A 13,498-nucleotide genomic window follows, 5' to 3' on the forward strand; every position below is an offset into this window, starting at 1 on the left:
CCTAAATGGAAAATGTAAGATGGATGATGGAATTGAATTACTCCCCTCATCTATCTTATATCTCATATCTCACTTCACTTCAAACGGCAACTTCTCCCCTTTTAAACCAGCCAAAACATTTTTAACAATAATCTGCGCCATGGCAGCTCTCGTTTCTTCGGTGGCCGAGCCAATATGTGGTAAAACAGCAACGTTTTCCATAGCCAGCAAGGGATTGTTTTTATCCATGGGTTCCGGGTTCGTTACATCCAAACCTGCACCCCATATTATCTTCTCTTCTAAGGCTTTGATTAAGTCCTTTTCATTGTGAATACCACCCCTGGCTGTATTAATGAAAATCGAATTGGGTCTCATCTGCTTAAAAACATCAAGTGTAAATTTATCTTTGGTTTCTGGCGTTAACGCGGTGTGTACGGATAACACATCACTTTGTGCCAAAAGTTCTTCAAAGGATACATATTTTGCACCGATTTCTCTTTCGGCTTCTTCGTTACGCGATCGATTGTGATAAATGACCTCCATTTGGTAGGCAGCTTTACATTTTTTGGCCATCTCTAATCCAATTTTCCCCAGACCAAAAACACCGAGCATTTTACCGTTTACTTCAATTCCGAGTTCTGGTGAAGGCTCATAGTTTTTCCATTCGCCTTGAATGATTTTTTTGTGTGAGAAAAAAGCCTTTCGCGATACAGCAAGCATCAATAAAAAAGCAGTATCAGCAGTTGCTGCACTCAAAACACCTGGCGTGTTACCAATGGGGATGTTTAATTTTTTAGCCGCAACTATATCTACCTGATCGTAACCTACCGAATGCAGCGCAATTACCTTTAAGTGGCGACAGGCATTTAAAAATTCAGCATTAATTTTATTTGGCCCAACGCTGATCAAGCCATCTTGATCCTGGCAGGCCTCAATTAATTCTTCGGCTGTAATCTGCCTGTTTTCTTTCCACTGGGTGATGGAGATATTATTTTCTTCCAGTTCTTTTATTCCAACCGGAGCAATGTTTCCGCTTATAAATACTTTCATATTAATTTAACAGTAAATCTGACCAGGAGTTTTGCTTAATGTTTACTTTACAGTCGCCGTGAGTACCTGATAGGTGTTTGCACTAAAATAACCCAACGCATTATTCGAAAGGTTTGATGTAGGGTTGGCTGGCGTGGTACCCTGGTTAGGCCCGCGGTCTGCTTGCTGGCTAAGTGCATACCAATAATTAAAAATATTACTGTCAATACATTCCATTTCAATCCTAACCTTATCATTGGTATTCAGCTCGTCGCTGTCGTGATCGTTATTGGGTTTAAAAAAGAGCTGGATCCGCAAATCGTTACCATTGGTTAGCCTGTCGTTAGTAGCATAATAGCGTCGCGACAAAACATCGTTTACATAGAGGTTAAAATGGTAGAAATTTACTTCATTAACCGGATCTTTAAAAAAGACTGCCGCTGTTTTACGTTCACGACCAAAAAAAGTATTTTTAATAATCCCAATCGAATCCATTTTAACCAAATTAGGCATTTTAGAACTGGCGGTATAGTTTTGTCCTTCAACAGTCGCACTTAAATTATAGATAACACCTGGCTCACCCTTCATGCGACTAACATAAGTACCCTGCTTAGTTCCTTCTTTGAATACAAACGTATTTCCCTTGCTATCGGTTACGGTAACCGTGGCACCCGAAATTTTAGGAAAAACATTTTCCTCGGTATAACCTATCGTTTTGCTGAGTTTAATTTCCTGGTCCATCAACTGGTTATTAATGATCCCTTCAATCACTAACTGTGGGTCGGCATTCTCCGTATCAATGGAAATAATTTTCTTGCATGAAGCGAGGCACAAGGTAAACAGGACAACATATATTGCTAATTTTTTCATGGCATTAAAATTTAAAATTCCAGGTAACAGATGGAATAAGTCCAAAAAGAGAGGTTTGCTGTGCAGCAGTTTTGTTCGGATTTTGCGGATCAGTAATGAACTCTATGGAGTAAGGATTTTTTCTGGCCAGCACATTGTAAATACCAAAATTCCAGCTCGATTGGTATTTGCCTTTTTTCTTGCCATCTAATGTGGCACTTATATCTAAACGCATATTGTAAGGCATGCGGCCTGCATTGCGTTGGGTATAATAATAGGCTGGTTGCCCGCCAACGGTATATTTCCCTGCCGGATAGGTAACTGCATTACCTGTACTGTAAATAAAGCTTGAGGAAAATGTCCACCTTGGGGTCATGTTGTAAATACCAACCACCGAAATATCGTGTGTACGGTCTTGCCTGGCCGGAAAATATTTGCCATTATTCAGTTCTGTAAATTTGCGTTCAGTACGCGATAGCGTATATCCTACCCAGCCATTGAGCTTGCCAAATTTCTTTTTAAAAAACAGTTCCAGCCCATAAGCCCTACCTGTGCCGTATATCAGTTCCGATTCTACATTCGAATTGGCCAGCAACTGGGCGGCATTCTTGTAATCGATCTGGTTTTGCAGCCATTTATAATAAATTTCTGCAGAGAGTTCGTAGGTATTCTCTTTAATATTTTTAAAATACCCCAGCGCCACCTGATCGGCAATTTCTGGTTTAATATTATTACTGCTCAACACATACTGATCGGTTGGCGAACTGGAAGTGGCATTGGTTAAAATGTGAACATTCTGTGTATTGCGGTTATACGATGCTTTAATAGAATTTTCTTCGTTAAACAGGTAACTCATAGAAAAGCGGGGCTCCAGGTTGAAATAGTTTTTGTAAAACTTGCCTTTGGCTACATTTTCTGTTGATGCGATATCCCCATCAATATCATAAGTGCTAAAATTACCAGGGCCCATTAAAGAAAAAGCAGCCAACCTTACACCATATAAAAAGTTAAGGTGCTCGTTTACATTCCATTCATCAGAAATATAGGCAGCAGACTCTATTCCATACCTACGCTCTTGTGTAAGCGAATTTACCTGCGAGGATACATCGCTATCAATATCAATCGGCGATATGCGGTGCTGGGTCGCATTTAATCCGAACCTGAGAATATGTTTGTTGCTAAAATACTGAAAATCTTCTTTAAAATTAAAATCGCGTACCAGCGAAGTCGCCTTAAAATTAGTCGCATCATTTAACAAACGAACGGTATAATTGTAGTTGTTGTAAATTAACGAAGTATTAGAAAACAAGCGGTCGTTAAAAATATGGTTTAAGCGGATGGTGGTGGTTACGTTGCCCCAGTTGTTCTCAAACAAATCCTTCACCCCAATATTATCCTTACCAAAATAACCCGAAATGTAAATGGTATTTTTATCATTGATTTTATAATTCGCCTTTGCATTAATATCATAAAAATTCAAGGTACTCCCGTTAACAGATGAATCTGGCGAAGCTCTTAAAAACAGATCGATATAAGTTCTGCGGAAACTCACCATAAACGAACCCCTGTCTTTTACAATCGGTCCTTCTGCTTTTAAACGTGATGCAATTAAACCAATTCCTCCCTCAAACTTAAACTCTTTATTGTTCCCATCATCCATTTTAACATCTAAAACCGACGATAACCGGCCACCGTATTGCGCTGGCATGCCACCTTTGTATAAACTTACATCTTTAATTGCGTCGGCATTGAAAGTAGAGAAAAAGCCAAGTAAGTGAGATGAGTTGTACACCACAGCCTCATCCAGAATAATTAAATTCTGATCGGCAGCACCACCGCGAACGTAAAAACCTGTATTCCCTTCTCCACCTGATTTTACGCCCGGTAATAATTGGATGGTTTTTAAAATATCCTTTTCGCCCAGCAACACCGGGATAGAATTAAGCGTTTTCATATCAATCCTTTCCAAACCCATCTGCGCACTTTTAACGTTTTCGTTTTTGCGGTTATTGGCGCTTACTGTTACTTCGTCCAAATCATTTGTACTTTTTAATTCCTCATTTAACTTGGTATCTTTTGTTAAACTGATGGTTTTAACAATGGATGTATAGCCGGTATAACTTACCGCCACCGTGTAGGTTCCTTCGGTTTGTGTTAAAGCAAAATATCCATAATTATTGGTTAAGGTTGCTGCAGCAGATGCTCCGGAAATTCTTACCGTTGCACCAATTAAGGTTTCACCTGTACCTGCATCGCGAATGGTGCCGCTGAGGGTAAATTTCTTTTGTGCAAAAACAGAGGTGGATAAAAAAAGGAAGGAAAATAAAGCTAAGTAGTGTTTTAAGGACATATTGGCTACTATCTAATTTTAAGGTGGAAACCAAATGTACGAAATCCAAGTCCTATTAAAAGATATTGGAGCATTTCTTAATAAAAGTTTGGTTTTACTAATTAATAACGGGATAAATGGCAATATGGTGTGAGCGTAACAGGTAAGGACTTAAATGATCTTTACCTGCCTGCTGAAAGGTGATCAGTTTTGAAGGTTCCTTAGGCATGTGACAATCAATACAATTGGTGCTGAGCAATCCTTTTGACAGCGTAGCCTGACTGTGCTTAGTGCTTTGGTGACAGCTGATACAGCGCTGTGAGTAAATTGTTAAATTACCCTTAATATTTTCATGTGTATTGTGGCACGATTGGCAGGTCATGGTTTCACTTTTTCGATAACAATTACTACCCTTTAGCATGGCACTCTGGTTACCGTGTACATCAATATTACCACCACCAAAACCTGTAAAATCCTGCGAATAGTAAGCTTCTAAATCGTCGCCCGGCTGGAAACCGAATACCGATCGTTGTGCCACCAGAGTATTGCCCGAATGGCAAACGGCACAAACATCCATCTTTTGTTTACGGGTAAGTGTTTGATAAAGGGTGATGAATTTTGCATTTTTTTCTTCCGGGTTTTCCATATGGAAAACAACATGCTGTTTCCCCGGGCCATGGCAGCGCTCGCAATCTATTCCATAAATAACAGTTCCTTTTTCCATCTCTTCATCCTTTTCAAAAGTAGATTTTTGCGTGATTTTAACAGCTACATAAGAGGCATGGCACTCCAAACAACGGCTCGTTATCGCGCGGTCATAATAAAAGTTTTCTTTTGGAAAACCAGGACTGATGGCCCAGTTCTTAATGGCAGTAAAGTAAGATAAAGGCAGTTCGTACATTTTTTTGCCTTGCCAATAGGTATAAGTATAGGCTTTCTCGCCTGAACCAAACTGCATATCAAACTTTTGCGCACGCACAGCTTTACCATCCCGATAAGCGACCTGAAATATACCGCTATCTCTCTTCTCTACTACTACTTTTTGGCTTGCATCATATTGGAAACTGTTCGAATCAGGGGCGAAAATTTTTAACAAAGCAGCATCTAAAACAGGCTTAGAAGTTAAACCATGTGGATTATGTGCATAAGACTCTGATAAATCTTTATGGCATTTAACACAGGTAGCTGCCCCGGTATAGGCCTCGCCCCGCACATCTGCGGGCAATTGATCGGCCGCATTCATGCATCTTGAAAGAATAACGATTGCAACAGCAATTGCCCCTAAAATAAACAGGATCCGTTTTGCGCCTTTCAAGATGATGTTTTGCTTTATTTTACGAATTGAAGATAACTAAAATTATAGCCTCCTGCATCTGCCAGTACCTTAATTTTTTGCTTTCCAGCCTTTAAAACAACGTTCTTCACCTCAAAGGTTGCAAACTTGTTATTATCTCTGGTATCTGGAACCGCAATATTTTTAGCTGCCACCTTGTCGTCGATCATAATAGTCATTCTACCTAAAGCATGATTTGCCGCAGCATTTATTTTTAAGATATATGCTCCTTTTTCTGCAACGTTTATGGTGTATTGCAACCACTCCCCTTTTTCGATATGGTTTACATAATACTTTTCATACTGTGTAGAATCTTTAACAATATCCACCCCATCATTTCTGTAAATATGGCCGCGGTTGCCTGCACTTCGTTTTCCTGTTGAGGTATGGTAATCGGCCGTATCGGTATCGAAATAAGCAAAACCGTTTTTACCTAAATCGTAATCTACAGCGTAAACAATACTTTTATCTTTAATTAAATTGGGCTTAAAAGCTTTGGTTTCGTTACTAAAAGGCTGGCGGATCATGGCATCAATTACGTCTCTGTGGATAATCGTGTTTTCTAATTTCGAATAAATGGCCAGCTCCATTAAACCGCTGTATACATTGCTATCTTTAGGTTTGTTTCCACCGTTATTGAAATACTTTACCAACTCATCATAATTAGGATTCGATTTAATTTCCATCGGGTTATTGGCACCTATCTTTTTCAATGGCCACCAGGCCCAGCCAATATTGTTTTTTTCTAAAAGGTGGATGGCATCCGTAAACCAGACATTCGAATTTTCTCCTGTTTCACCCAGCCAAACCGGAACATTCTGCTCATCCCTGGCTTTAATAATGTGTGCTATTGAAGCCTGATCATTATAATTCCAGTATTTATGGTAACTCAAAACCATATTTTTATCCCATAATGGAAAAATGCCATTGTAATTATTGCCCCAACCATTTCCTTCGATAACAATGATGTGCTTCTGATCAACCTCACGGATGGCTTTGGTAATCTCGACCATTAACTTACGCAATGGTGCATTCACTTTTTCTTTTGTTCCGTTTTTATCCTCTTCAGGATTTGTAAAACCATAGTTGGGTTCATTCAAAATATCGTATGCACCAATGTAAGGTTCATCTTTATAACGCTCTGCCAGTTTTTTCCAAAGGGCAATGGTTTTCTCCTGATTGGCCTCGCTATCCCATAAATACGGTTTTGACGGATCGCGGTCGGCAATGTTTAAATCGTTTCCTTGTCCACCAGGTGCAGCATGTAAATCTAAAATCAAATACATTTTATTGGCCTTACACCAGGATAACAGGCTATCGGTTAAAGCAAAGCCTTTTTCCAGCCAGGTATTTTTGCCGGCGACAGGTTCTTTATTCACCGGTAAAGTGTATAAATTGTAATGCATGGGTAAACGGATGGAATTAAAACCCCAGCGTTTCATCGAATCCACATCAATTTTACGCGTATGGTTTGCCAGCCAGGCGTCGTAAAACTCCTGGGTCTGTTTTGTCCCCATCAGTTCTTCTATGCGCTCGCGAATGCGGTACTGCTGTGCTTCTTTGTTAATTTTGAGCATATAACCCTCTTGTAACATCCAGCCACCTAAGCCAAAACCACGAAGTAAAACATTCTCCCCTTTTTGGTTAACTATTTTTTTACCCTCGGCTTTTAAAAACCCTTGACTAAACCCTGTAAATGAAACAATGCTGAGCAGAAAAATATAAAATATCGATTTTTTGAATGACATAACAATAAGATTAGGTTTTGATAATTACCAGATGTATGTAGCTACAGATCCTTTATCGAGCGTTGCGACAAGTGTTTCCCCATTAAAAGCAATGTTAAAGGTATTGGCGCTCTTGCCGCTATTGGCTACAATTAAAACATGTTTCCCATCAGGTGTTTTAAAGGCAACATTTGGCAGGTCGGTTAAATCGTTTGTTGCTATCCGGACAGCGCCAGGCCTTACAAACTTAGAAGCGTGGGCAATGGAATAATAAGCCAGGTTTCTGCTGTAATTATCTTTATCGATGGTTATTGCGCCCTGACACATCGAACAGCCGCCCCTGTCGGTATAGGGTTTATTTTCAGGATCGGCAGCTAAATTCCATTCCAGTACATTTTTGCTCCAGTTGCGTGTAGCCCCGATAATTAAGCGTGCTACCGGATTCACGATATCAATGGTCGTGGCATCAGGCTGTTCTACCACCATTTGCTCTGAGAAATAGATATTTTTATCTGGATGGGCATTATGCACATCACTTAAAGCTTCAATCTTGCCTCCATACAAATGAAAGGCAGATCCATCTATATATTTTCTGGCTTCCGCATCATCTAAAATACTGATCGGATAATCGGGCCGGTCGGCATTATGGTCGTAAACAATAATTTTTGTTTTGATATTGGCTTTGGCAAACGCAGGACCTAAAAATTTCTTTACAAAAAGTGCCTGATCTGGTGCGACCATAAGCAAGCTGGGGTTATTGCCAGGGTGCAAAGGCTCATTTTGAACGGTAATCGCATCAATAGGGATTCCTTCTTTTTGCATTTCCTGTACATACCTCACAAAATACTTGCCGTAAGCATCATAATATTCGGGCTTTAACATCCCGCCACGGGCATCGTAAGTGGTTTTCATCCATAAGGGAGGAGACCATGGCGAACCCATAATTTTTAGTTTTGGGTTGATCGCAAGGATTTCCTTCATTACCGGAATTACATCCACCTTATCAGGCCCGAGATCAAACTTAGCCTGCGTTAAATCGGTTTGTCCTTCTGGAAGATCATTATAAGAAAATACTTTTTCGTTTAAGTCGGAAGCGCCAATGCTCAGTCTGATGTAACTTACTCCAATGTTGTTTCCATCAGTAGCAAACAACTCTTTCAATAAAGCCGCCCTGGCTGGTGCCGACATTTTAATAATATGCTGTGCACTGCCGCCGGTTAGCGCATAACCGAAGCCATCAATTGTTTGGTAAGTTTCTTTATCGTTTACTGTAATGTTTGGCAAATTATTTTTAGCTGTAGTAAAACTTAATTTACTTGTCTGTTTGGCAAATAAAACCGATCGATCGGCTTTGGTAAGCCAAACTTCGGCTTGGTTTTGGGCAATAACAGAAAGCGAACAAGAGGTAAAAATACAAATGATAAAAAAGCGAAGAAATCTGGTAGGAAGCATAGGGAAAAGATCTGCAGATCAAAAAAAACAGGAAGAAAGAACTCGCTTTCTCCCTGTTAACAATTAAACATTAAGGTTATTTAGATGACAACTTATTTTGTGCCGCCCCATTCTTTACTCTGGAGAATTTTGGTATTGTTCAATTCAGCCTGTGGGATAGGTAAGGTCTCGTTTTTATTTGCCTGAAATCCTTTAAAGGCCAGTTTAGCTGGAGCAAGCCCCCATCTAACCAAATCAAACCATCTTTGTCCTTCAGCTACCAGTTCCAAACGTCTTTCTTTCATGATATTATCCATCGTTACCGCAACAGGGTTTAAACCAACGCGGGCTCTTACTGCATTAAGGAAAATATAAGCCCTGGTACCTGCGCCAACTGCAGCACCACTTTTCAATAATGCTTCAGCTTCCATTAAGTAGGTATCAGCTAAACGGATTTCGTACATATTCTGACCAAAGTTTAATTCTAACTGACCAACCGCAGCTTTGGTAGAAACTCTTCCGGCATATTTCTCCACAAAATATCCGGTATTATCATTGGCATGTTTATAGGTTACAATACCTGCTTTTTCCAAACTATCTAAATTGGCAACCGTAGGTTTATTACGCGGATCGTAGTGAATTAAGTCAAATAATTCTTTGGTTATTGGCATTACACTCCAACCCGAAACATAATCTGGTGCTTGTGCGGCAATTACAGGAACATAATTACGTGGCCCTACCAGAATGCCCATAACATTACCTTCACGGCTGCCAACGTTATCCCAACCCATATTAGAGGTAGTATTGTAGCTGAGTTCTAAAACAGATTCTGAATTGAACTTATTTTTAACATTCCATAAATCAGCAAATTTTGGAAGCAGCTTATAGCCATAGGTACTTGCACCAGGAGCTGTACCATTTACCAGCGCAAACTCTGCAGCTGCCGGGGCCCATTTTTCTTCCCACAAGTAAACCTTACCTAAAACTGCATGAACTGCACCCTGGCTCAAACGCCCTGCTTCAGCAGTAGTAATAGTTACAGGGAGCGCAGTTAATGCCTCTCCTAAATCTTTTTCTATCTGCTTATATACATCTGCAGGGGCAACCTGCGTAACATCGAACATGCCAGAAGGCTCAATAGGTGCTAAGATTAACGGTATATTTTTGAAGATCCTTACCAAATCAAAATAAAATATAGCACGCAACGCTTTAGCCTCAGCAATATACCTTGCCTTGGTTGAAGCATCCATTGTAATGCCTTCTATTTTTTTCAGTAAAACATTTGCACGATAAACACCGGTAAAGCCCTTGCTCCATAAATAACTTGGGGCTCCTGATAAGGAGTTTACCGTATAATTATTCATCGCTTGCATATCTCCTAAATCTGATGGAGAATCGGCACCTGCATAATGATCATCCGAGGCGGAGCTAAATAAATTAAGTTTTGTAAGGTAGCCACTAGACTGATTACCCAATTGATCATAAACAGCCACCAAACCTGTAAATGCCTGCTGCTGACTTTGATAATAACTTGTCTCCAGGATACGTTCACGTGGATTTACATCGAGCTGTTTTTGACAAGAAACGATAAGCTGAGAAGCGGTTAAAAGGGCTGCAATAGCTAAAATATTCTTTTTCATTTTATTTTTTTTTTAGAATCCAACATTTAAACCTACCATAAACGAACGTGCCTGCGGATAAACTCCCCGATCTACACCCAATACAGTTCCACCGATTTCGGGATCGTAACCTGTATATTTAGTAATGGTCCACAGGTTTTCACTCATCAGATATACCCGAACTTTTTGTGCGCCAATTTTTTTAATCACATTAGCTGGAAGGTTATAACCTACCTGAAGGGTTTTTAAACGGAAGTAATCTCCTTTTTCCAGATAGTTTTTGGAGAACTTGGTATAGTTTCCGTTAAGATCCTTGTCTGCAACACGGGGAACATCAGTTGATGTGTTGGTTGGTGTCCACCTGTCAAGAATTGATTGCTGCCAGTTTCCATAAGTTACATCCAAGCGTCGTAATCCCTGGAAGATCATATTTCCGCCTACACCGTTTCCGAAGGCCACAAAATCAAAGTTTTTATAAGCCAGATTAATGGTAATACCGTATGTATATTTTGGAAGCGGACTACCTAAATAAGTACGATCACTACCATTTATAGTTTCATTACCATCTAAGTTGGCAAATTTAATGTCTCCGGGTTTTGCCGAAGGTTGCAACACGGTACCTCCTGGCCCTTTGTATGCATTAACTTCTGCCTGCGACTGAAAAATCCCAGCCACTTCATACCCATAAAACTCATTAAATGCACGTCCGAGTCCGGTACGGGTGAAGTTACCCATGCCCTGAAAACTCTGTGCGTTATCCTCTATAAACTCTCTTCCCGGCAATAGCTTGGTTACCTTATTTTTCAAGGTTGAGATATTGGCATTAATCCCCAGATTAAGCTCCCCGATTTTTTTTCTGTAGCCCAATTCGAATTCTATACCAGTATTCTGCATATCGCCAACATTTTCTGCTGCACCACCAGCTGCACCTAAATAAAGTGGAATAGAAGGTGTTTGCAATACACCAATGGTTTTCTTTTTGAAGTAAGAAGCACTAAGCGTAAAATCGTTAAATAAGGTCGCATCTAAACCTATATCTGTCTGGTGGGTTTCCTCCCATTTCAAATCAGGATTGGATAAGGCAGCCGGACTCCAACCAATGGTACTTACATCTGTAGTGCCAAAAGTATAATTACGTCCGCTATTTACTAACGATACGTAACTGAAATCGCCAATGGCATCATTTCCGGTAATTCCATAACTTCCACGTAATTTTAAGAAGTTAACGACCTTGTTTTCTTTCCAGAAAGCCTCTTTTGTAGGCACCCAGCCTATTGAAGCTGAAGGGAAGTAACCAAACCGGTTGTTAGTACCAAAGCGTGAAGAACCATCACGACGGATAATACCTGTAAATAGATATTTTTCATCATAATCATACGTTACGCGGGTAAATAATGAGTTAACAACATGCAAGGTACCATCACTGCCATCACCCTGAATATCAGCTGTTGCCGGTTTATAGTTTAGATTGGCCTGATAAAAGTCCTGAGCAATGATATTGTTAAACCTTACGTTTAAACCGCGGTTATTATTGTCCATATAATAACCCTGACCAAAGATTGCGTATGCATGGTGTTTACCAAAGCTTTTAGAATAGCTAATGGTATTTTCCCAGTTATAATTTAAGGTCATATTCATCTCGCGATAGAAATTCGCCTTACTGTTAGTATTTGACGGACTCAACCAAAATAATGGGGTATAAGACTCTGAACCATAAAAGGCAAGTTTAGCGCCCAGTGATGACCTGAATTTTAAATTCTCAATAGGCTCAATTTCTAAAAAAGCATTACCAACAATGTTATGATCCCAACCATAGTTACCTAATCTGGTTTGAATATAAGCCAGCGGATTACTCATTTCCTGACCAACCGGGCCTGAAATACCATAAGGAAATCCGGTTGCCGGATCTTTTATAATATTGGCAATGGTATAAGGAGATTTGCCAATAAGGGTTGGATCGGTTTGAATGACCGGAGTTATCGGATCTAAATGAATTGCCGAACTTAAAGGACCACCGAACTCGCTATTGGTATTACCTAAAGAACTATTAACCGAATGGCTATAGCCTAAATTCTCACCGAAGCTTATCCACTTTGCAGGCTTAAATGTAGAATTAAGACGGATGTTTGCACGATTAAAATTAGAAATTGGTGTAGCTACAATACCTTCCTGATCGATATAACCAAAAGAAGTATAAAAGGTAGATTTATTGGTTCCGCCTGAAACGCTAAACTCATGCGTTTGTCTGCGGGCATCGTCGTTAAAAACAACCGATTGCCAGTCAGTACCTTCTCCATAAGATGACGGATTTGCATAAGGAAGTGTAAAAGTTCCATCAGTTGCTGCATTAAAGCTATTTGAATAGGCTTCATTCCTGATCATAGCATATTCATTGGCATTGAGTAGTTTTAGCTTTTTAGCCGGAGCTTGTGTACCATAAAACCCATTGTAGTTTATTGATAACCTTCCTTCTTTACCTTTCTTGGTAGAAACAATAATTACACCATTTGCCGCTCTGGCGCCATAAATTGCCTGTGAGGCTGCATCTTTTAAAACCTCAATAGATTCGATATCTGATTGATTTAAATAACCAATGCCACCATTATCTACAATTACACCATCAACAACCCAAAGCGGATCGTTATTACCCGAAGAGGCAAAAGAGGTAAATCCCCTTACCCGCACTGTTGATGCAGATCCTGGCTGTCCGTTGCCACTGGCAATCGTTAAACCAGATGTTCTTCCCTGTAAAGCCTGCTCCACTCTGTTAATCGGCATCGATTCCAGATCTTTTGCCTTTACACTGGAGATGGATCCGGTTACAAGGGCTTTTTTCTGTGTACCGTAACCCACCACAACAACCTCGGTTAAATCGTTCGAACTGGCTGCCAGCGAAACATTGATACGGCCGCCTGCCGGAACAGTTACCGTTTGTGTTGCCATACCAATTAAACTGATTGTTAATTTGCCGCCAACAGGTGCCTGAATACTAAAAACACCATTGGCATCGGTAGATGCAGCTCTGGTTGTTCCATCAAGCTTAACTGTTACGCCAGGTAATGGACTACCATTTTGTTCTGTTACTTTTCCTGTAACGGGAATGTCTTGTGCCAATAAGGCCAGCGGCAATGCCATGATACAGTAAATGAAGAATACGAATGTAAATCTTCCTCTCATAGAAATTAATTTTAAGGTTAATATT

Annotated in this window: 9 protein-coding genes; 1 reads left to right on the forward strand and 8 read right to left on the reverse strand. The window is 40.0% G+C overall.

The genetic code is table 11. From position 1 onward, the window contains the following. Positions 1-69 precede the first annotated feature (69 nt). From BCL90_RS10340 to BCL90_RS10365, 6 genes are all read right to left on the reverse strand, one after another. A complete protein-coding gene (locus BCL90_RS10340) occupies positions 70-1,029 on the reverse strand; it encodes a 2-hydroxyacid dehydrogenase (RefSeq protein WP_121283906.1) in 960 nt (319 codons plus the stop codon). A gap of 42 nt (positions 1,030-1,071) precedes the next feature. Further along, positions 1,072-1,878 carry a DUF4249 domain-containing protein gene (locus BCL90_RS10345; RefSeq protein WP_121283907.1) on the reverse strand — a complete coding sequence of 269 codons (807 nt, stop codon included), beginning with the start codon at positions 1,876-1,878 and terminating at the stop codon, positions 1,072-1,074. A gap of 4 nt (positions 1,879-1,882) precedes the next feature. After that, the gene (locus tag BCL90_RS10350) at positions 1,883-4,207 is read right to left on the reverse strand and encodes a TonB-dependent receptor (protein ID WP_121283908.1); all 2,325 of its coding nucleotides are present in this window, start codon (positions 4,205-4,207) and stop codon (positions 1,883-1,885) included. A gap of 97 nt (positions 4,208-4,304) precedes the next feature. Beyond that, entirely contained in the window at positions 4,305-5,501 is a 1,197-nt protein-coding gene (locus BCL90_RS10355) for a multiheme c-type cytochrome (RefSeq protein ID WP_134380454.1), read from the reverse strand. A gap of 14 nt (positions 5,502-5,515) precedes the next feature. After that, positions 5,516-7,267 (reverse strand): cellulase family glycosylhydrolase, encoded by a 1,752-nt coding sequence (locus BCL90_RS10360; protein WP_121283910.1) that lies wholly within the window; start codon positions 7,265-7,267, stop codon positions 5,516-5,518. Between the two features lie 24 nt (positions 7,268-7,291). Further along, positions 7,292-8,530 carry a glycoside hydrolase family 30 protein gene (locus BCL90_RS10365; RefSeq protein ID WP_244214191.1) on the reverse strand — a complete coding sequence of 413 codons (1,239 nt, stop codon included), beginning with the start codon at positions 8,528-8,530 and terminating at the stop codon, positions 7,292-7,294. Here BCL90_RS10365 and BCL90_RS26025 point away from each other — a divergent pair. Then, positions 8,520-8,765, forward strand: a complete 246-nt coding sequence (locus BCL90_RS26025) for a hypothetical protein (protein WP_244214192.1) — start codon at positions 8,520-8,522, stop codon at positions 8,763-8,765. The two genes, BCL90_RS10365 and BCL90_RS26025, sit on opposite strands and share 11 nt — an antisense overlap. 25 nt (positions 8,766-8,790) lie before the next feature. On the opposite strand, the gene BCL90_RS10370 is transcribed toward BCL90_RS26025, so the two are convergent. Both BCL90_RS10370 and BCL90_RS10375 read right to left on the reverse strand, forming a co-directional pair. Further along, positions 8,791-10,317, reverse strand: coding sequence for a RagB/SusD family nutrient uptake outer membrane protein (locus tag BCL90_RS10370; RefSeq protein WP_121283912.1), 1,527 nt, complete (start codon positions 10,315-10,317; stop codon positions 8,791-8,793). A 12-nt stretch (positions 10,318-10,329) separates the two neighbouring features. Beyond that, entirely contained in the window at positions 10,330-13,473 is a 3,144-nt protein-coding gene (locus BCL90_RS10375) for a SusC/RagA family TonB-linked outer membrane protein (protein WP_121284595.1), read from the reverse strand. Between the last annotated feature and the right edge of the window lie 25 nt (positions 13,474-13,498).

It is taken from the genome of Pedobacter alluvionis, assembly GCF_003664035.1.
Taxonomy (GTDB): Bacteria; Bacteroidota; Bacteroidia; order Sphingobacteriales; family Sphingobacteriaceae; genus Pedobacter; species Pedobacter alluvionis.